We start from the raw sequence: 21,793 nt of genomic DNA, 5'->3' as shown, positions 1-21,793 counted from the left end.
GCCGGCGCTGCCGGGGCGAACGGCGAACGCCGCCACCGCCGCCAGCAGGCCGACGGCGCGCCCGGCGCATCGGCTTCTGCATCGGCATCCGCGCCGGCCAGTGCGCCTGCTACCACCCCGGCCAAGGGCGCGGCGCAATGAGTCCATCGACGCCGTTCATCCAGCGCCCCGTCGCCACGGCGCTGCTGATGCTGGCCATCGTGCTGGCGGGACTGGTCGGCTTCAAGTTCCTGCCGCTGGCCGCCTTGCCGCAGGTGGACTTCCCCACCATCCAGGTGCAGACCCTGTACCCGGGCGCCAGCCCCGAAGTCATGGGGCAGACCGTGACGGCGCCGCTGGAGCGCCAGTTCGGGCAGATGTCTGGCCTGCAGCGCATGAGTTCCACCAGCGCGGCCGGCGTCTCCATCATCACCCTGCAATTTACGCTGGGGCAGACCCTGGACGTGGCCGAGCAGGAAGTGCAGGCGGCCATCAACGCGGGCGGCTCCCTGCTGCCGACTGACTTGCCGGCGCCGCCCGTGTACGCGAAGATCAACCCGGCCGACGCGCCCGTGCTGACCCTGGCGATCACCTCCGACACGATGCCGCTGACGCAGGTGCAGAACATCGTCAACACGCGCCTGGCGCTGAAGATCAGCCAGGTCAACGGCGTGGGCCTGGTGTCGCTGTCGGGCGGCCAGCGCCCGGCCGTGCGCATCCAGGGCGACACCAAATTGCTGGCGTCCTACGGCCTGGGCCTCGACAGCCTGCGCACGGCCATCGCGGCGGCCAACGTGAACAGCGCCAAGGGCAGTTTCGACGGCCCCACGCGCTCGTTTACCATCAACGCCAACGACCAGCTGGTGACGGCGGAAGACTACAAGCGCCTGATCATCACGTATAAAAACGGCGCCCCCGTGCGCCTGGCCGACGTGGCCAGGGTCGTCGACAGCGCGGAAAACACGCGCCTGGGCGCCTGGTCCGGCAAGCAGCCGGCCATCATCCTGAACGTGCAGCGCCAGCCCGGCGCCAACGTCATCAAGACGGTGGACGCCATCAAGGCCCTGCTGCCCGACCTGCAGGCCAGCCTGCCGGCGGCCATGAGGCTCGACGTGCTGAGCGACCGCACGACGGGCATCCGCGCCTCGGTCGAGCACGTGGAAATGGAACTATTATTGTCCGTGCTGCTGGTGGTGCTGGTGATCTTCGCCTTCCTGCACAGCCTGCGCGCCACCGTGATCGCCAGCCTGTCCGTGCCGATTTCGCTGATCGGCGCCTGCGGCGTCATGTATTTGCTCGGCTACAGCCTGAACAACCTCTCCTTGATGGCCTTGACGATTGCCACGGGCTTTGTCGTCGACGACGCCATCGTCATGATCGAAAACATCGCCCGCTACATCGAGGAGGGCGAAACGCCGATGGCCGCCGCCCTGAAAGGCGCCTCGCAGATCGGCTTTACCATCATCTCGCTGACGGTCTCGCTGATCGCCGTGCTCATTCCCCTGCTGTTCATGGGCGACGTCGTGGGCCGCTTGTTCCGCGAATTTGCCATGACCCTGGCCATCACCATCCTCATTTCCGCCGTCGTGTCGCTGACCCTGGTGCCGATGATGTCGGCGCGCTGGCTGAAAAGCCACGCCGATGAAAAAATCAGCGCCACGGGCCGGCGCATCCAGGCTTTCCTCGACAAGGTCATCCATCAGTACGACCTTGCGCTGGTGTGGGTCTTGAAACGCCAGGGACTGACCCTGCTGGTGGCCCTGGCCACCTTGCTGCTGACCGTGATTTTGTACATCACGATTCCGAAAGGCCTGTTTCCCACGCAGGATACGGGCCAGCTGCAGGCGCGCATCGAAACCTCGCAAGCCGTCTCGTACGAACGCATGGCCACCCTGCAGCAGGCCGCCGCCAGCGCGCTGCTGGAAGACCCCGCTGTCGACACGCTCAGTTCCCTCGTCGGCGTCGATGCGGCCAACAATACCATGCTGCACACGGGTAGCATGCTGATCAATCTCAAGCGTCCGCGCAGCGGCAGCCAGGACGAGATCATGGAACGCCTGCGCAACCGCGTGGCCCAGGTGGCCGGCGTGACCCTGTACCTGCAGCCGACGCAGGATCTGACCATCGACGCAGAATCGGGCCCGACGCAGTACCGCGTCTCGCTGGAAGGGGCCGATACGGCCACCGTCACGCAATGGGCCGGCAAGCTGGCGGCCCGCATGCGCGAGCAATCGCAGCTGCGCAACGTCGTCACGGATGCGGGCGCCACGGGCGCCGCCGTCGTGGTGGCCATCGACCGCGACAGCGCCGCGCGCATGTCGGTGACCACGGCCACCGTCGACGACGCGCTGTACAACGCCTTCGGGCAGCGCATCATTTCGACGATTTTCACGGAAACCAACCAGTACCGGGTCATCCTCGAAGCACAGCCGGGCATCGTCACCACGCCGTCCGACCTGTCGGAGCTGCAGGTGCGCACGGGTTCCGGCAAGTCGACGCCGCTGTCCGCCTTTGCCAGCGTCAGCGAGAAGCAGGCGCCGCTGCAGATCACGCACGTGGCGCAATACCCGGCCACGACGCTCGGCTTTGATACGACGCAAGGCGTGGCCCTGGGCAGCGCCGTCGACGCCATCCGCCAGGCGGCGAAGGATATCGCCCTGCCGCCATCGGTGACATTGACCTTCCTCGGCGCGGCCGGCGCGTATGAAAACTCGCTGTCGAACCAGCTGTGGCTCATTTTGGCCGCCGTCGTCTGCGTGTACATCGTGCTCGGCGTGCTGTACGAGAGCTACATCCATCCGCTGACGATCCTGTCGACCCTGCCGTCGGCCGGCGTGGGCGCCTTGCTGGCGCTGATGATGTCCGGGCAGGACCTGGGCGTGATCGGCATCATCGGCATCATCCTCTTGATCGGCATCGTCAAGAAAAACGCCATCATGATGATCGACTTCGCCATCGAGGCCGAGCGCGATGAAGGCAAGAGTCCGCAGGAAGCCATCCACCAGGCGGCGCTGCTGCGCTTCCGCCCGATCCTGATGACGACCCTGGCGGCCCTGTTCGCGGCCGTGCCGCTGATGCTGGGCTGGGGCGAGGGCGCCGAGCTGCGCCGTCCGCTGGGCCTGGCCATCTTCGGCGGTCTGATCGTCAGCCAGGTGCTGACCTTGTTTACCACGCCTGTCATCTACCTGGGCTTCGACCGCCTGGGCCGGCGTTTCGGCAGCAAGACGGGCGGTGCGGTGAGCCTGGACAAGCCAGCCGATCATGCGGGGGGCGCCGCGTGAACCTGTCCGAACCGTTCGTCAAGCGTCCCATCGCCACCGTGCTGCTGACCATCGGCATCGCGCTGGCCGGTGTCGGCGCCTTCTTCGTGCTGCCCGTCTCGCCGCTGCCGCAGGTCGACTATCCGACCATTTCCGTCAGCGCCAGCCTGCCCGGCGCCAGCCCCGCGACCATGGCCACTTCCGTGGCCACGCCGCTGGAGCGGCGCCTGGGCGTGATCTCGGGCGTGAACGAGATGACCTCGTCGTCGGGCACGGGCTCGGCGCGCATCAACCTGCAGTTCGACCTGAACCGCAAGATCGATTCGGCCGCGCGCGAAGTGCAGGCGGCCATCGCCGCCGCGCGCGTGGACCTGCCGGCCACCCTGCGTAGCAATCCCACCTACCGCAAGGCCAATCCGTCCGACGCGCCCGTGATCATCCTGGCGCTGACGTCGAAAACGCGCTCGCCGGGCCAGATCTACGACGCCGTGTCCAACCTGGTGCAGCAAAAGGTGGCGCAGGTGAAGGGCGTGGGCGACGTGGAACTGGGCGGCGGCTCGCTGCCGGCCGTGCGCGTGGAGCTGCTGCCGTATCAGCTCAATCACTATGCCGTGTCGATGGAAGACGTGCGCGCGGCCATCCAGGCCACCAATGCCAACCGCCCCAAGGGGGCCATTTCCGGCGACGCGCGCAGCCTGCAGATCTACTCGGGCGCAGCGACGGCCTCGGGCGGGCGCAGCGCGGCCGACTACCGCAGCCTGGTGGTGGCCTGGCGCGACGGCGCCGCCATCCGCCTCGACGACGTGGCCGACGTGGTCGACGGCGTGGAGAACAACAATACCCTGGGCCTGTTCAATGGCGACCCGGCCGTCATCGTGCTGATCACGCGCCAGCCCGGCGCCAACGTCATCGCCACGGTGGACGGCGTGCGCGCGCTGCTGCCGGAGCTGCAGGCGCAGCTGCCGGGCGACATCAAGCTGCAGGTGGCGTCCGACAGCACCAATTCCATCCGTTCCTCGCTGCACGAGATCGAATTCACCTTGATCCTGTCCATCGTGCTCGTCGTGCTGGTGGTCAGCGCTTTCCTGCGCAGCGTGCGCGCCACCATCATCCCGGCCGTGGCCACCATCGTTTCCCTGCTGGGCACCTTCGGCGTGATGTACATGCTGGGTTTCAGCCTGAATAACCTTTCCTTGATGGCGCTCACGGTGGCCACGGGCTTTGTCGTCGATGATGCCATCGTGGTGCTGGAAAACACGCAGCGCCACATCGAGGCCGGCATGGACCGCTTCAAGGCGGCCCTGCTGGGCGCGCGCGAAGTGGGTTTTACGGTGCTGTCAATCAGCCTGTCGCTGGTGGCCGTCTTCATCCCGCTGCTGTTCATGGGCGGGCAGGTGGGGCGGCTGTTCCGCGAATTTGCCGTGACCCTGTCGGCCGCCGTGCTCATTTCGCTCGTCATTTCGCTGACGACCACGCCGATGATGTGCGCCTGGCTGCTGAAAAGCGGCCAGCAGCATAAAAAGCCTGGCGCCGTGGCGCGCTGGTTCGAGCGGGGCTTCGGGCGCATGCTCAAGGTCTATGAGCACTGCCTGGACTGGGCCTTGTCCAGCGCCGCTCTCGTGATGACCATCCTCGTCTTCGTCGTCGGCCTGAACGTATACCTGTTTGCCGCCGCGCCCAAGGGCTTCTTCCCGCAGCAGGATACGGGCCAGATCAACGGCGGCATGCGCGCCGACCAGAGCATCTCCTTCCAGGCCATGCAGGGCAAGCTGCGCCAGCTGGTCAACATCATCAAGGACGATCCGGCCGTCGCCACTGTCGTCGGATTCACGGGCGGCGGCAGGGCAGGGGGCGGCTTCATGTTCATCGACCTGAAACCGGCCTCGCAGCGCACGGACAAGGGCCAGGCCGTAATCGCCCGCCTGCGTCCGCAGCTGGCCAAGGTGACGGGCATTTCCCTGTTCCTCAATCCCGTGCAGGACTTGCGCATGGGCGGGCGTTCCAGCAATTCCACCTACCAGTACACTTTGATCAGCGACAACCAGGCCGACCTGAAGAAATGGGCGGCGAAGCTGGCCGACCAGATGAAGCTGCAGCCGGCCCTGATCGACGTGGACACGGACCAGGCGGAAAACGGCGTGGAAACCTTTGTCTCCATCGACAAGGACCGCGCCACGCAGCTGGGCGTGCAGGTGCGCGACATCGACAATGCGCTGTACAACAGCTTCGGCCAGCGCCAGGTGGCGACCATCTACGATGAGCTGAACCAGTATCACGTGATCATGGAAGTGGCGCCGCGCTATGCGCAAAGCCCGGAAGCGCTGCGTTCCGTGTACGTGCCGGCCTCGAACGCGGCGGCCGTCGCCGCCAGCGGCAAGGCCCCCACCGCCACCGCCGCCACGGCCAGCACCGCTGCCGCGGCGAGCGCGGCGACGTCGAACACGACGGCGGCGCGCGACCCGTCCAGCGGCTCGGCCTTGAGCACCACCCTGGCGACGATGGTGCCGCTGTCGTCGTTCAGCCGCTTTGCGGAAAGCGCGACGGCCACGTCGATCAACCACCAGGGCGGCGAACTGGCCACCACCGTGTCGTTCAACCTGGCCGACGGCTATCCGCTCAGCGACGGCCAGGCGGCCGTGGCCCAGGCGGAGTCGGAAATCGGCATGCCGGTCAATGTGCGCGGCAGCTTCCAAGGCTCGGCGAAGAGCGCGCAGGACAACAACAAGGAGCAGCCGCTGCTGATCCTGGCGGCCATCGTGGTGATCTACATCGTGCTGGGCATCCTGTACGAAAGCCTGGTGCACCCCGTCACCGTGCTGTCGACCCTGCCCTCGGCGGGCGTGGGCGCCGTGCTGGCCTTGCTCATGTTCCGCATGGAGTTTTCCATCATCGCCCTGATCGGCGTGTTCCTGTTGATCGGTATCGTCAAGAAAAATGCTATATTGATCATCGACTTCGCGCTGGAGGCCGAGCGTTCGCGCGGCCTGACAGCGGTGGAAGCGGTGCGCGAGGCATGTTTGCTGCGTTTCCGCCCCATCCTGATGACCACCCTGGCTGCGGCGCTTGGCGCCTTGCCGCTGGCGATCGGTTTCGGCGAGGGGTCAGAGCTACGCCAGCCCTTGGGGGTCGCCATCATCGGCGGCCTGATTGCCAGCCAGTTACTCACATTGCTGACCACCCCGGTGGTCTACATCCTGCTTGACAAGCTGCGCACGCGCAGCGCCGACGAGCAGCAATTGAGCCGCATTCCTGGGCCAGATAACCCGAGCACACAATCATGAAGCAAGTAAAAGCTATTTCTCCCGCCATTCCCGCCCGCCGCCTGCTGGCCGTGGCTGCTGCCGTCCTGCTGGCCGGCTGCGCCGTCAGCCCCGTATATGAAGTACCGACGGCCGCCGCGCCGCAAGCGTTCAAGGAGGCGGCCGGCTGGCAGCCCGCCGCGCCGGCCGATACCCTGGAGCGGGGGCCGTGGTGGACCCTGTTCGGCGACGCGCAGCTGAACCAGCTGGCCGAAGGCATCGACATATCGAACCAGAACGTGGCGGCCGCCATCGCCTCCTACGAGCAGGCGCGCGCGCTGGTGCGCGAACAGCGTGCCTCGCTGTTTCCTACAGTCAACCTGACGGGCAGCGGCGCCCGCTCCGGCGGCGGGGGCGAGCAGCAGACGAGCAACAACTTCAAGGCCGCCATCGGCGCCGCGTGGGAACCGGACGTGTGGGGCAAGCTGCGCGCCGGCGTGACGGGCGCCGACGCCAGCGCGTCCGCCAGCGCGGCGGACCTGGCCGCGGCGCGCCTGTCGGCGCAGGGCGAGCTGGCCACCAATTATTTTTCGCTGCGCCAGAGTGATGCGCAGATCGCGCTGCTGAACGCCACCATAGCCGGCTACAAGCGCGTGCTCGACATCACCGGCAACCGTTTCAACTCCGGCATTGCCGCCAGGTCCGACCTGCTGCAGGCGCAGACGCAGCTGGCGAATGCGCAGATCGAGCTGTCCAGCCAGGTGCGCGCGCGCGCCCAGCTCGAACACGCGATCGCCATCCTCTTGGGCCGCGCGCCGTCCGACTTCAGCCTGGCCGTGGCGCCGTGGACCCTGACCGTGCCCGAAGTGCCGCTGGGCGTGCCCTCGACCCTGCTGCAGCGCCGCCCCGACATCGCCGCCGCCGAGCGCAGGGTGGCCGTGGCCAACGAGCAGATCGGCATCGCCCGCTCGGCCTACTATCCGAGCCTGAACCTGACGGGATCGTATGGCTCCGGCGCCAGCAGGGTGGGCGACCTGTTCAATGCCTCATCGAGCCTGTGGTCGCTGGGCGTGTCGGCCGCGCAAACCCTGTTCAACGCGGGCGCCACCACGGCCAGCGTGGACGCGGCCAGGGCCGGCCATGAAGCGGCCGTGGCGCGCTACCGCCAGACGGTGCTCAGTGCCTTTGGCGCCGTGGAAGACCAGTTGTCGGCCACGCGCGCGCTGGCCGAGCAGCTGGAGCTGCGCAAGCAGGCGTCATCGGCCGCCGACCAGGTCGAACAGCAGATGCTGAACCGCTACAACGCGGGCCAGGTCGGCTATACGGACGTGGTGACGGCGCAAGTGACGGCCCTGTCGGCGCGCCGCTCGCTGGTGCAGGCCCAGGCGGACCGCCAGACGACGGCCGTGGCCCTGATCCAGTCGCTGGGCGGCGGCTGGCATGTGCCGCAGCCACAGTAGGGGGACAGGCTGGCGCAGGCTGAAAAACCTGCGCCAAATTCGCGTTTTCCCGTGCATCTTGAGTGCTAGAATGCAAGATTATCAATTCCCAGCCTGACGGTTTGGCCGTGGCTGCTATCTTGCCGACGATGACACGCAGCAAACACAGCAATATGTCCGTGCCCGACGTGGCCACCATCGCCTTCCCCGTGGTGGCCATCGGCGCTTCCGCCGGCGGACTCGACCCCATCGTCGCTTTCCTCGCCAACGTGCCGCAGGAGAGCGGCATCGCCTTTGTGGTGATCCAGCACCTTGATCCCACGCAAAAGGCCATGCTGCCGGAATTGCTGCAGCGCGCCACCAGCATCCCCGTCACGGAAATCACGCACCAGGCCGAATTGCGGCCCAATCATATCTATGTGATACCGTCGAATGCGGACCTGGGCCTGTCGAAGGGCCGTTTCGTGCTCAGCGAGCCGGTGCAGCTGCGCGGCCACCGCTTGCCCATCAATATTTTTTTCGAGAGCCTGGCCAGCGAGCTGGGCGAGCTGGCCGTGGGCGTGATCTTTTCCGGCATGGGCAGCGACGGCACGCGCGGCTTGCAGGCGATCAAGCAGGCGGGCGGGCTGACCCTGGCCCAGCATCCCGATACGGCCAAGTTCGACATGATGCCGCAAAGCGCGATTTCCGCCGAAGTGGTGGATCTCGTCGATTTTCCCGATAAGATGCCGGACAAGATCATCAGCTATCTGTTCCGCAGCAGTTTTCTCAGCTTGCCGGGCCACGAAGCGAGCGGCCGCAATTCCCTGCAGGAAATCGTCGCCTTGTTGTCCGAGCACACGGGCAACAGTTTTACCGATTACAAGATCAACACGGTGCTGCGCCGCATCGAGCGGCGCATGAGCTTGTATCAAATGACGTCAATGGAAGAGTACGTTCCCTACCTGCGCGACAATCCGGCGGAAATCGACTTGCTGTTCAAGGAGTTGCTGATCGGCGTGACGAGCTTCTTCCGCGACCAGAAGGTATGGGAATACCTGAAGATGGTGGTCTTGCCGCAAATGCTGGCGGCCCACCCGGACGGGCGCGCCTTCAAGGCGTGGATACCGGCCTGCTCCACGGGCGAGGAAGCGTATTCGCTGGCCATGGTGTTCCATGAAGTGGTGTCCAGCATCAACCCGCCGTCGAAATACAGCCTGCAGATCTTCGCCACCGACCTGTCGGCCGACGCCATCGACCGCGCGCGCCAGGGGCGCTTTCCGCACAGCATTATCAGTGACGTGTCCGCCGAACGGCTGGAGCGCTTCTTTGTCAATGACAAGAACGGCTACCACGTGAAGAAAGAGATCCGCAACACGATCATCTTCGCCCAGCAAAACATCATTTCGGACCCGCCGTTCACCAAGCTCGACATCTTGTGCTGCCGCAACCTGTTGATCTATCTCAATGCCAAGCTGCAGCAGCGCCTGATTCCCCTGTTTCATTACGCCTTGAACCGCGATGGGATTTTGCTGCTGGGCAGCGCCGATACGCCCGGCCATTTTTCCGAGCTGTTCTCGCCACTGACGACGTCGACCCGGCTGTACCGCCGCCTCGACAATCTGGCGCGCCAGCGCCTGCCCACGTATTTTCCCACCAAGGTTTCGTTGGCATCCCCCCCCACACCTAGCGACACGAGAGAAGTCAGCATGACCGGAAAGATTCAAGCCCATGTCGAGCAATTATTGCTCCAGAAATATTCACCAGCCGCCGCGCTGCTGAACCAGGATGGGGACATCCTGTATATCAACGGCCGCACGGGCGCCTTCCTGGAGCCGGCGGCCGGCAAGGCCAACTGGAATATCCACGCCATGGCCCGCGAAGGCTTGCGCTACGAGCTGGCGGGCCTCATCAAGCAGGCGCTGCAAAGCGAAAGCGTGGTGCGCCTGAAGGGCCTGGTGGTCAAGGACCATCTGGGGCAATCGCTGGGCGTGGACTTGAGCGCCGAAGCCCTGAGCCAGCCGGAATCGCTGCGCGGCATGGTCTTCGTCACGTTTTCCAGCGTGCCCCTGGTGGCCGAGGCGCGCCGCGGCCGTTCGCCGAACCCCAAGGTGCTGGAGCTGGAACAGCAGCTGGCGCAGGCGCGCAATGAGATCCAGGCCGTGCGCGACGAGATGCAGACCTCGCGCGAAGAGCTCAAATCGGCCAACGAGGAGCTGCAGTCGACCAATGAAGAGCTGCAATCGACAAACGAGGAACTGACCACCTCGAAGGAAGAGATGCAGTCGCTCAATGAAGAGTTGTACACGGTCAATGCCGAGCTGCAATCGAAGGTCGATGATTTGTCGCTGGTCAATAGCGACATGAAGAATCTGCTCAATAGTACGGATATCGCCACCATCTTCCTCGACAGCGACTTGCGCATCCGCCGCTTCACGGCGCCGGCCACGCAGATCTACAAGCTGATCCAGACGGACTTGCGCCGCCCGCTCAGCGACATCGTCAACGACCTCGATTATCCGGGGCTGGAAGACGATGCGCTGGAAGTCATCCGCAGCCTCGTGTTTTGCGAGCGGCAAGTGCCGACCAAGACGGGGCGCTGGTACAACGTGCGCATCATGCCCTACCGTACGATTGAAAACGTGATCGACGGCGTGGTGGTGACCTTCATCAACATCACGGAATCGAAGCTGCTGGAAGCCCAGCTGCGGCAGATGCAGTCCGAAGGAGCCGCCGGAGAGAGCGCGCCATGAGCGAGCCATTCGACGGCGGCGCGCCGGCCAGGCTGAGGGAGCAGGCCGAGCAACTGGCAGCGGAGCAGCGCCAGCCCGCGCCGCCCCTGTCGAATGAAGAGCTGATGCGGCAGATGCATGAGCTGCAGGTGAGCCAGATCGAGCTGGAAATGCAGAACGCCGCGCTGGCCGAGCTGGAGCAGTTGAAGAATGAATTTGAAAGCAGCCGCGACCGTTATGCGCAGCTGTACGAACAGGCGCCCGTCAGCTACTTTTCGCTGGCGCGCGAAGGCGTCATCACGCGCGCCAACGAGGCCGCCTGCGGCCTGCTGCGGCGCGACAAGGACCGGCTGCTGGGACGCCGCTTCGAGCAGTTCATCGCGGCGCAGGCGCAGGGCGGCTTCCGCCGCTTCCTCGACGCTGTTTTTGCCAGCGGCGCGCGCCAGGTGCTCGAGGCGCAGCTGTTCGAGGGCGAGGCGGGACGCGCGGGCGGCATGGTGCGCATCGAGGCCAACTACGATGCGGACAGTGCCACGGCGCGCATGCTGGTGACGGACCTGGGCGACGAGCACGTGCGCGAATCGGCCTTGCGGCGCGCCTTCGTCATCCTCGACACCATCCGCGAAGGCGTGCTGGTGACGGACGGCGGCAACCGCATCATTTCCGTCAATCCCGCCTTCACGGCCATCACCGGCTACCAGGCGGAAGAGGCCATCGGCCGCGACCCGTCCTTCCTCGGCGGCGGCACGCATCTGCCGCAGTTTTATGAAGCCATGTGGCGCAGCCTGCACCAGGCCGGCAGCTGGTACGGCGAGCTGGTGAACCGGCGCAAGAATGGCGAGCGCTTCGTCGAATCGCTGTCGATCACGCCCATGCGCGCGCCGGACGGCGCCATCAGCCATTTTGTCGGCGTGTTTTCCGATATCACGGAGCGCAAGCTGGCCGAGGCGGCCTTGCGCGAATTGCACCGCGAGCTGGACCAGCGGGTCATCGACCGCACGGCCGAGCTGGTGCGCGCCAATCAGCACCTGCAGCTGGAAGTGCAGCAGCGCGAGCGGGCGCAGGAAGCCCTGCGCGACGCCGAACGCTTTTTCCACGCCACCATCGACTCGCTGACGGACCGGGTGCTGGTGCTGGACCAGGCGGGCCGCCTCGTGCATGCCAACCAGGCATGCCTGGCCTTCGTCGGGCAAATCCCGCGGCCGCTGCAGTACCTGGAATTCTGCGAGACGGACCCGCGCTGGCAGCGCAGCGCCGGGCGCGAGCTGGCCGCCGGCATCCGCGCCGTCATCGCCGGCAATGCCGACGCGTTCGCGCTGGAGTACGAATTTGCCACGCGCGCCGGCCCGCGCTGGTCGCAGGCCAGGGTCAGCCGTTTCCTCGGCGAAGGACCGCTGCGCGTGGTGGTGGCGCAGACGGACATCACGGAGCGCATGCTGATGGACGGCGCGCTGCGCCAGTCGCACGCCCAGCTGCGCCAGCTGGCGCTGCACCTGGAAACGGCCAAGGAAGACGAGCGCAAGCGCATTTCGCGCGATATCCACGACGAACTGGGGCAAAACCTGCTGGCGCTGCGCATCGACATTTCCATGCTCAGCGCGCGCACCGAGAGTTCCCATCCGCGCCTGCACCGCCGGGTCGGCGCCGTACTCAGCAATGTTGACACCACCATCAAGAGCGTGCGCGGCATCATGAACGAATTGCGCCCGATGGCGCTGGACCTGGGCTTGCAGGCGGCAATCGAGTGGCAGGTGGGCGATTTCCGCAAGCGCAGCGGCGTCGCCTGCCGCCTGCTGATACGCGACGAGGCGCTGTTCGCCGCCATCGCCAGCCAGGTCGAGATCGTGCTGTTCCGCATCGTGCAGGAAGCGTTGAGCAACGTCATGCGCCATGCCCAGGCCAGCCAGGTCGAGATCGAGCTCAGTTCGGATGCCTGCGCCGTGTACCTGGCCATCAGCGACAACGGCGTCGGCATCACGCCGCTGCAGCAGCGCAAGAAACAATGTTTCGGCCTGATCGGCATCGCCGAGCGCGTGACGGCGCTGGGCGGGCAGTTCGAGGTGGGCGTGCCGCCGTCGGGCGCGGGCTGCCGGCTCGCCCTGCAGATTCCCCTGCAGGGGCGCAGCGGCCGGGCGCCCGATACAGAAATTGCAGTGGGATAATTTTTGCCGACTCTGGCGGTCTGGACAGGCTATACTTTCGCCTGCTTTTTATGGAGGGGCAAATCTTGTTCAAGACAATCGTACTACCAGTCGCCTTGATGGGCGCGTTCGCCGGCGCACACGCCGACGAAGGGCAGTGGCAACCACACCAGCTGCCACAGCTGAAAGCCGAGCTCAAACGGGTCGGCATCGAAATCCCCGCGGAAAAACTGGCCGACCTGAGCAAGCACCCGATGAGCGCCATCGTGTCGCTGGGCGGCTGCTCGGCCGCCTTCGTCTCCGACGCGGGCCTGGTGGTGACGAACCACCATTGCGCGTATGGCGCCATCCAGCGCAATTCCACGCCGGAACACAATTACATCACCAACGGCTTTCTGGCCAAGACACGCGCTAGCGAGCTTCCGGGCGGTCCGAACAGCCTCGTGTATGTGACGGACAAGGTGGAGAACGTCAGCGAGCGGGTGCTGAAAGGCTTGACGGCCGACATGAGCGGCCGCGCGCGCCACGAAGCCGTGGAAAAGCGCATCAAGGACCTGATCGCCGAATGCGAGACGGACAAGATGTACCGCTGCTCCGTGCCCGCCTTCCACCGCGGCCTCGAGTACTACCGCATCCGCCAGATGATGATACGCGACGTGCGCCTCGTGTACGCGCCGTCGGACAAGATCGGCAATTTCGGCGGCGACACCGACAACTACGAATGGCCGCGCCACACGGGCGATTACTCGTTCCTGCGCGCCTACGTGGGCAAGGATGGCCGTCCGGCCGACCCGTCGCCCGACAACGTGCCGTACAAGTCGAAGGACTTCCTGGTGGTCTCGGCCGAAGGCTTGAAGGCCGGCGACGGCATCTTGCTGGCGGGCTACCCCGGCCGCACCAGCCGCTACAAGCTGCCGGCGGAAATCCGCTTCGCGCGCGATACGGCCTTCCCCCTGAAAGTATCGGAATTGCAGGCCGACCTGGCCGTGATGGCCGACGCGACGCAGGGGGATGCCGCCGCCGCCGTGCGCTATGCCAGCGTGGTGAAAAGCATCAACAACGTGCTGAAGAAAACCCAGGGCTTGCTCGACGGTTTCGCCCGCAAGGACATCGCCGCCATCAAGGACGTGCAGGACGCCGAATTCCGCGCCTGGTACGCCAAGCAGCCGAACGTGTCGGCTACCCTGCTGGCGGAACTGGACGCGGCGATCGCCAGCGACATGGCCCTGAGCGAAGAAGAGTTCGCCTGGACGGTCGCCACCAACAGCGACCTGCTGAAAAGCGCGCGCACCGTCTACCGCCTGTCGCAAGAGCGCCAGAAGCCGGACGCCGAGCGCGAATCGGGCTTCCAGCAGCGCGACCTGGCCTTCATCAAGGCACGCCTGGCGCGCCTGGAGCAGTCCTACGTCAACAAGGTCGACCAGGCGCGTTTTGAGGCCGGCCTGAAGCGCTACGCCCAGCTGGCGGCGAAGAGCCATCCGCAAGGCCTGGACGCGCTGCTGCCGGCGCCAGGCGCCGTGGCGGCCCTGTACCAGCAGACGCAGCTGGCTGACACGGCCAAGCGCCTGGCCTGGCTGGACAAGGACCAGGCCGCCGTGACCCGCTCCGACGATGCCTTCATGCAGCTGGCCGTCAAGCTGCAGCCGGTGGAACTGGCGCTGGAAGAACGCCGCAAGGAAATCGACGGCAACCTCGAGCGCGTGATTCCGCAATACATGCAGGCCGTGATCGCCTGGAAGAAAACGCAAGGCAAACCCGTCTACCCTGACGCCAACTCGACCCTGCGCGTCACCTACGGCACGGTATCTCCGTACTCGCCGCGCGATGGGCTGACCAAGGGACCGTTCACGACCGTGGAAGGCATCGTCGAGAAAGTCACGGGCAAGGCCCCGTTCGAAGCGCCGCAAGGCTTGATCGACGCCGTCAAGCAAAAACGCTACGGCCAGTTCCGCGATCCGGCCCTGGGCACGGTTCCTGTCAACTTCCTCACCAGCGCCGACACCACGGGCGGCAATTCCGGCTCGGCCGTGATGAACAAGCGCGGCGAGCTGATCGGCCTGAACTTCGATTCCACGTATGAATCGATCACCAAGGACTGGTACTTCGACACGGCCATCACGCGCGCCATCCACCTCGACATCCGCTACATGCTGTGGGTGATGAAGGAAGTGGACCACGCGGATAATTTGCTGCAGGAAATGACGATCAAGTATCCTAAGTCTGTGAAAGCTGCCAAGAAGTAATCTTCAGCTTGCGCTAGCGCAAAGCCGCATCCGCCCCAGGGCCGATGCGGCTTTTTTGCGTATGGCCAACTATTTTGAGTTCCATCAATATGCCAGCGCCCACCATGGTTAGCATGGATCAGGGAAACTATGCGATGGAGGCAACATGGATGATGGCGAGCTGGCAGACGATCTGGCGCGGCTTTTCGGAGCGGGCCGGGGCGTCCAGGAGAGCCGCTTGCTGCGCATGGATTTTCCGCGCGAGGACGGTCCGCCCGATACCGCGCTGCTGGTCAACAGCTTGCGGGCACGCGAGGAAATGTCACGCGACTTCCGCTTCGAGGCCGAACTGCTGTCCGACAATCTCCACATTCCCCTGACTGCGATGATGGGGCGCATGGTCACGATTTCGCTGGTGCGCGACGACGGCAGCTTGCGCTATTTCAATGGTTATGTCGGCGAATTTCGCCTGTTGCGCAGCGATGGCGGCTTCGCCTTCTACCGGATGGTGCTGCAACCCTGGCTGGCGTTGTCCAGGCTGCGCATGGACAACGTCTCGTTCCACGAACGCACGGTCGTCGACATCAGCGAAACGACCTTCGAGCATTATTGGCAGCGCGACTGGCAAAACCGGCTGCATGAGGAAAAAGCGATATTAAGCTGCGCCAACCAGCATAATGAAACCGATTACAACCATCTGCACCGGCGCTGGGAAGACCAGGGTATCCATTACTGGTATGAACATCGCGCCGACGGCCATACGCTGTGTCTGGGCGACAATACCTGGCTGAGCGACAGCATCGATCCCAGCGACGGCCATGCCAGTGCAGCCGACGAGATGGCGTTTCGCAGCGGCGCGGGCTCGCTGGAGCGCGACGGCATACGCGATTGGCAGGCAATACGGAAGATCGCTTCAGGCTCGCTCACGCTGGCCAGCTTCAACTACAAGCATCCGTATGCCAGCCGCGCCAGCGGCCATGCGCTGCACCAGCAGGGCGACGTGTTTGCCCATGAACTGTATCAAAACACCGGCTATGGCTATGCCGGCATGGGCGACGGCGAAGCGCTGGCGCAACGCCGCCTGGAGGAACGTAACTGCGAGGCGCAATACTTCGACGCTGGCGGCAATCACCGCTGCGCCCAGGCCGGGCGCAGTTTCACGCTGGGCGGCCACTTCAGCGGCACGCCATCCGTGCCGGCCAGAGGTGAAGCGGCGCGCCCGGACATCGGCGCGCGCGAATACCTGATTCTGTCGGTCGATCATGTCGCCAGCAACAATTACCAGGCAGGTACGGGCGCGAAGTCGCATTATGAAAACCGTTTTCGCTGCATCCGCAAGAGCATCCGCTGGCATCCGGGGCGGCAGTTCAACAGCACGCCTTGCGCCTTGCCCGGCGTGCAGACGGCGATCGTCACCGGCCCGGCAGGCGAAACCATCCATACCGACGGTCTGGGCCGGGTGAAGGTGCAGTTTCACTGGGACCGCCTGGGCAAGTTCGACGCGGGCAGTTCGCCTTGGATCCGGGTCATGACGCCATGGGCGGGCCAGGCGTTCGGCCAGATCGCACTGCCGCGCATCGGCCAGGAAGTGCTGATCCAGTTTCTCGACGGCAATATCGACCGTCCCGTCATCGTCGGCGCGGTGTACAACGGCAACCATGTGCCGCCGTGGAATTTGCCGGGGCAATGCATGCTGGGCGGCTGGCGCAGCGCCGAGCTGATGCCTGGCGGCGGCTGCGGCGTGCGCGGCAACCAGCTGGTGTTTGATGACACGCACCAGGGCATCCAGGCGCAACTGAAAAGCGATCATCAGCACAGCCAATTGTCGCTCGGCTGCATCAGCCGCATCGAGGACGCCAGCGGGCGCAAGGATGCGCGTGGCGAGGGCTGGGAACTGGCGTCGGACGCCTGGGGCGTGGCGCGGGCCGGCCGCGGCATGTTGCTGACCACCGAAGCGCGCCCTGGCGCCGCCTCGCATATCAAGAGCATGGATGAAACCTTGCGCCGGTTGGCCGAGGCTGCTGAACGGCACAAGGCGCTTGCCGCCCTGGCGCAGCATTACGGCGCGCAAGAAAGCGCCGCCCAGCAGGGTGCCGCCGCCGATGTGCTCAATGCCCAGCATGCCGCGATCAAGGGCGGTGCCGGCAGTGGCGAAAGCGCATTTCCCGAATTATCGAAGCCGCATCTGGTGCTGGCCAGTCCGGCCGGTATCGAAACGACGAGCGCGCAATCGACGCACATCGCCAGTGCCGAGCACACCGCGCTGACGTCCGGGCGCGACCTGTCGCTGGCGGCCGGCGGCGGCCTGTTCGCCAGCATCGGCGCTGCGCTGCGCCTGTTCGTCCACAAGGCTGGCATGAAACTGATCGCCGCAGCCGGCCCGGTGCAGATCGCGGCGCAAACCGATACGGTCGATATCGTCGCCCACAAGGTGCTGGAATTGATCAGCCAAGCCGACTGGGTGCATATTCGCGGCCGCAAAGGCGTGCGCCTGCATGGCGCCGATTGCATGCTTGAAATTAGCGACAAGGTCCAGTTTTTTACCGCGTCTCCGACGCTGTTCCATGGAAACCTGGAAACCTTGGCGCCCAAGAACCGGCCGCAACCGGAGCTGGAGCCGCCCGTCGCGCCGGCAGCGGGGCAATTGCAGCATACGATACAGGCCCATGCGGATGGCGGGCTATATCGGTGGCCATGCTCAATGTCAGCGCGTTTGACAAGGACCGCTGGCGCTACCGTGAAATCTACATCCATTCCAAATTGATGCTGGTCGACGACGCGTTCATGACGCTGGGCAGCGCCAACCTGAACCAGCGCAGCATGGCCGTCGACAGCGAGATCAATATCGCCACCGTCGACCACCGCGTGGCCCGCGATTTGCGCAAGCGGGTGTGGCGCATGCATAGCGGGGGATTGGTTGATGGAGGGGGCGGGACGAAGGCGGAGATTGTGGATGCTTTTGAGAAGTGGGTGGAGCTGATGGGCGCAAATCGCCGAAAAAAATGGGATAAATCTGAAAATGCAATATTAAAAAAAATGACTGGTTTCCTGCTGCCATTGGAAGACAAACGCAGCTCCACCATACGTCTGGGTTGATCATGAATAAGAAAAGTATCGTCTTTTTTCGCCTGCCATTTCTTGCGTTGGCAGTTCTTCTCTTTGTTCCTTTGATTGCCTGCAAAATGCCTAACGACAAAGTCCTGCCACGTAACCAAAGCCTGCCCCTCTTCAATCCGCATGTTTCGGATTTTATTTGTGAAACCGAGGCAAGCAAGGTGCCGCCCATCGATGCTCAAGCCGAGGACTGGTTTCTTGAAGCGCGCGCCATGGAAGATCCCGAAATTTTCGTGGAAGACCGCGATTACAAAAAAATCGTCGCTCTGACGCATCAGGCGGCAGAGCGATTGCACTGGAAGGCGATGCTCAATCTGGCCAGTCTGTATGTGGAAGGACGCGATCCTTTATATGGTGAGGAAGAAGCGGTGCAACTGGTGGAAAAGGCGATGCGGCTGGGCATACCGGCGGCCTATGACCGGATGGGAACGTATTATGCGAATGGCACGGGTGTCAACGGCGACATCACTCGCGCTTATGCCTTCTGGCAAAAGGCGGCGCAGATGGGTAACCCGCAAGCGCTGGGTTTTTTAGGAGAAAAACTCACTGCGGGGAAGGATTATCCAGGTGCTGAAATGTGGGGGAATATTCCTGTGGCAATCAAGATGATGGAGTGCGCGCTGGGGCAGGGATATGGCCCATCCGCATATGATTTATCTTATTTATATGTTGTAGTAAGAACGCCTGACGGCACGTCTGATGGGGAAAGAACCACTGAAACCAAAGAACGTGCTTTGCAGGTATTACATACCGGAGTAAGGCTGGGCTGCGAGAAATGCGCAAACAAACTCACGATTGAATTCGGCGATCCGTTAACGTTACGGCGTACTTAGTCGTGCCCTCGGCTTCAACCCCAATCGCCGCTTCCCCAACCTCGATAAAATCCTGCCATTGCCACCAGCCGATCTGCCGCCGTGGGATGGTCAACGAAAGAGCCTGCTCGACGCCGCCATGGGTGTCCGCCCGCCGCCCGCCACCCCGCAGCCAGGCGCCGCCGCGCTGTTACAAAAACCATACTTCCTGGCCGCCGACTATGCGCTGCGTCCCACCGGCGTGCACAGCGACGCACCGACTGCGCCGTTTTCCGCATATTGGCAACCTGCAGCCGGGCAGGGCTTGACGGAGCCGGCCCGACTATTTCACAAAGGCGAAGCGTTCCGCCATTTCAGCACGCTCGATGCCGATGGGAAGAGCCGTTATGGCTCTGTGGCATGGGCGCAGTGCCTGACGATACGGCACAACCATGGCGCCGTGGAACCGCGCGCGGCGCGCGGTTTGCTGCGCGAGGTGGCGCGGCCCGAGCCATGGTTGAGCTGCGCTTGCGACCAGGCCTGTCCGGTCAGCGGCGTCTGGCAACCGTGGGTGGCGGCCGACCATCCGCTGCAGGCCATCGTCAACCAGTACTGGCGCCAGGCGTGGCTGACCCAGGGCGCGCCGTTCCCGCGACCGCGCCGCGACTGGCTGCTCGATTTGCCTGACGACGAGGTGACGTGGCATTTGATGGATGTGTCCCTTCCTGATCTTGGATAAGGCAATGGATAGCAATCAATCCAGCATGGCTGGCACAAGAGGACGCCTTGCGTCGCTTATTGTCTTGTGCTGCCTGCTTGCCTGCAAAATGCCAGACGACAAAGTCTTGCCGCGCAACCAAAGCCTACCCCTCTTCAATCCGCATGTTTCGGATTTCATTTGTGAAATCGAATCGAACAAGGTGCCGCCCATCGATGCCCAAGCCGAGGACTGGTTCCTCGAAGCGCGCGCCTTGGAAGATCCCGAAATTTTCGTGGAAGACCGCGATTACAGAAAAATCATCGATCTGACGCGTCAGGCAGCGGAGCGATCACACTGGAAAGCGATGCTCAATCTGGCCAGTCTGTATGTGGAAGGACGCGATCCTTTATATGGTGAGGAAGAAGCGGTGCAACTGGTGGAAAAGGCGATGCGGCTGGGCGTACCGGCCGCCTATGACCGGATGGGAACGTATTATGCGAATGGCACGGGTGTCAACGGCGACATCACTCGCGCTTATGCCTTTTGGCAAAAGGCAGCACAGATGGGTAATCCTCAAGCGATGGATTTTTTGTCAGATAAACTAAATGTAGGTCCTGCAAATGAAGGCGCAGGGTATTGGGCTAATATTCCTGTTGCAATAAAGATGATGGAATGTGCATTTTCCCAGGGGTACGGACCAGTTGCATATAATTTATCTTACATGTATGCCTCCCCGAGAATGGCCACAGGGAGAGTTAGCGGGCCGCGTACGCCAGAAACTAAAGCACTTGCTCTTAAAGTTCTACATGAGGGCGTAGCATTCGGCTGCGAGAAATGCGCAAACAACGTTACGGCGTACTTAGTCGTGCCCTCGGCTTCAACCCCAATCGCCGCTTCCCCAACCTCGATAAAATCCTGCCATTGCCACCAGCCGATCTGCCGCCGTGGGATGGTCAACGAAAGAGCCTGCTCGACGCCGCCATGGGTGTCCGTCCACCGCCCGCCACCCCGCAGCCAAGCGCCGCGTCGCTGTTGCAAAAACCATATTTCCTGGCCGCCGACTAAGCGAAGCGCAGCGTCCCGCCGGTTTGCCGTCCCGGCATCGCGCGCACTGTTCACGCGCCACAGCCTGCCGCATGGGCTGCGCCACGTATAATTCCTCGCACTATCCACCGCTATTCTTTTTCGACAGGTTCCCATGCCCCAGACTCCCGATTTGCCGCCGGATTGGCACGCGTTTGAAACTGCATACGACGTTGAAGCAAGCTGGTTCAGGCTGGCCCATGCATCGCTGGCGCTGCTGGGCGCGTCCGCTTTCAAGGATCAGGCATTTTCAGCCTTTGCCTTCAATGCCGTATCGTTCCCGTCCATTTCTCTGAGCTTCGACACCGATCCCGGTAACAGGGCGCGCGATTACTATCCTCCTGACTGGTCCAACGAGTGCATGGAAGCCGATGTGCCGGAAATCGGGCAATTATGGGAGGAGGGCCACGCAAGGATCGAAGATGCTTTAAGCGAGCTGATCGACGCCGCCGATGACGAGCTGCTCTGCGCCATCGAGGAAGGCTATCTGCACAGCCTGAGGAAAACCATGGTGCGGCTGGAAACGAGCCGTGCTTTCGAGCAGATCAAGACGTGCGCGCCGTTCTGGACCGTGGTCACGCAAATCGATGCCGATACGGATGAAGAGGAGCGCCTGCTCGACCAGGTGCGCCAGGGCCTTCTGGCGTGAGCGTTATATCAAGGCTTGCCAGGCCTTCACTTCCCCGTCCGTGAGCGCCGGCCCCCAGCCGCCGCGCAGCGCCGCATCGTGCTGCGCATAGTGCCCAAGCTGCGGCAGCGCCACGTCATGCCGGACGCAGATGGCAAAAACGGCTTCCAGCTGGCGCCGGCTTGCTGGAAGGTCATCGCCATGCCAGGTGCAGGCGCTCGTTTCCAGCACATGCTGCACCAGTTCTTCCAGCGTGCCGCGCAGGTGCCCGGGCATGGCCATGCTTACCTCGGCGGGCCAGGGATCGCCCATGCCCGTCACGGCCAGGGAAGCAAAGCCCCGTTCCCAGGCTGCAAACTCTCCAGGCGCGAGCTGCGCCACTTCCCACACGTGAGCGGCGAACGCGGACAGGGCGGGATGATCCATGTCAAAGCGCCGGCAAAAGCGTTGCAGGCACGTGACGGCAAGGCATTGCCTGGCGATCAA

General features: G+C 63.9%; 12 protein-coding genes and 1 pseudogene. 12 read left to right on the top strand and 1 reads right to left on the bottom strand.

The window, feature by feature from the left end:
• The first annotated feature begins 137 nt into the window (after nt 1-137).
• The 12 genes and pseudogenes from CBW50_RS13200 (at nt 138) to CBW50_RS13150 (ending at nt 21,328) form a co-directional block, all read left to right on the top strand.
• Nucleotides 138-3,260 (top strand): efflux RND transporter permease subunit, encoded by a 3,123-nt coding sequence (locus tag CBW50_RS13200; RefSeq protein ID WP_086145985.1) that lies wholly within the window; start codon nt 138-140, stop codon nt 3,258-3,260.
• Nucleotides 3,257-6,520: an efflux RND transporter permease subunit gene (locus CBW50_RS13195; protein ID WP_086145984.1), complete on the top strand. Its 3,264-nt coding sequence runs from the start codon at nt 3,257-3,259 to the stop codon at nt 6,518-6,520. Before CBW50_RS13200 ends, CBW50_RS13195 begins: the two co-directional genes overlap by 4 nt.
• Entirely contained in the window at nt 6,517-7,938 is a 1,422-nt protein-coding gene (locus CBW50_RS13190; protein WP_172404756.1) for an efflux transporter outer membrane subunit, read from the top strand. The genes CBW50_RS13195 and CBW50_RS13190 overlap by 4 nt, the downstream gene beginning before the upstream one ends.
• A gap of 128 nt (nt 7,939-8,066) precedes the next feature.
• Nucleotides 8,067-10,649, top strand: a complete 2,583-nt coding sequence (locus tag CBW50_RS13185) for a chemotaxis protein CheB (protein ID WP_226935853.1) — start codon at nt 8,067-8,069, stop codon at nt 10,647-10,649.
• Entirely contained in the window at nt 10,646-12,790 is a 2,145-nt protein-coding gene (locus CBW50_RS13180) for a PAS domain S-box protein (RefSeq protein WP_226935855.1), read from the top strand. The genes CBW50_RS13185 and CBW50_RS13180 overlap by 4 nt, the downstream gene beginning before the upstream one ends.
• Before the next feature lie 65 nt (nt 12,791-12,855).
• Entirely contained in the window at nt 12,856-15,012 is a 2,157-nt protein-coding gene (locus tag CBW50_RS13175; RefSeq protein ID WP_367301825.1) for a S46 family peptidase, read from the top strand.
• Nucleotides 15,013-15,157: 145 nt separating this feature from the next.
• Nucleotides 15,158-17,755, top strand: a complete 2,598-nt coding sequence (locus CBW50_RS13170) for a type VI secretion system Vgr family protein (protein WP_086145982.1) — start codon at nt 15,158-15,160, stop codon at nt 17,753-17,755.
• The gene (locus tag CBW50_RS13165; protein WP_226935857.1) at nt 17,686-18,087 is read left to right on the top strand and encodes a phospholipase D-like domain-containing protein; all 402 of its coding nucleotides are present in this window, start codon (nt 17,686-17,688) and stop codon (nt 18,085-18,087) included. Before CBW50_RS13170 ends, CBW50_RS13165 begins: the two co-directional genes overlap by 70 nt.
• 2 nt (nt 18,088-18,089) lie before the next feature.
• Nucleotides 18,090-18,938 (top strand): tetratricopeptide repeat protein, encoded by an 849-nt coding sequence (locus CBW50_RS13160; protein WP_139842499.1) that lies wholly within the window; start codon nt 18,090-18,092, stop codon nt 18,936-18,938.
• A gap of 34 nt (nt 18,939-18,972) precedes the next feature.
• Nucleotides 18,973-19,635: pseudogene (locus CBW50_RS13155) on the top strand (hypothetical protein); the annotation flags it as partial.
• A gap of 795 nt (nt 19,636-20,430) precedes the next feature.
• Nucleotides 20,431-20,661 carry a DUF6396 domain-containing protein gene (locus CBW50_RS30335; protein WP_367301824.1) on the top strand — a complete coding sequence of 77 codons (231 nt, stop codon included), beginning with the start codon at nt 20,431-20,433 and terminating at the stop codon, nt 20,659-20,661.
• A 133-nt stretch (nt 20,662-20,794) separates the two neighbouring features.
• Complete coding sequence (locus CBW50_RS13150) at nt 20,795-21,328, top strand: hypothetical protein (protein ID WP_086145979.1); 534 nt, start codon at nt 20,795-20,797, stop codon at nt 21,326-21,328.
• 3 nt (nt 21,329-21,331) lie between these two features.
• On the opposite strand, the gene CBW50_RS13145 is transcribed toward CBW50_RS13150, so the two are convergent.
• Nucleotides 21,332-21,733, bottom strand: a complete 402-nt coding sequence (locus CBW50_RS13145; protein ID WP_139842496.1) for a hypothetical protein — start codon at nt 21,731-21,733, stop codon at nt 21,332-21,334.
• Nucleotides 21,734-21,793 lie beyond the last annotated feature (60 nt).

Source organism: Janthinobacterium sp. GW458P (assembly GCF_002127585.1).
Classification (GTDB): Bacteria; Pseudomonadota; Gammaproteobacteria; order Burkholderiales; family Burkholderiaceae_D; genus Janthinobacterium.
Note: the sequence above shows the minus strand (reverse complement) of the source record. Positions and strands in the feature narration are given on the sequence as shown.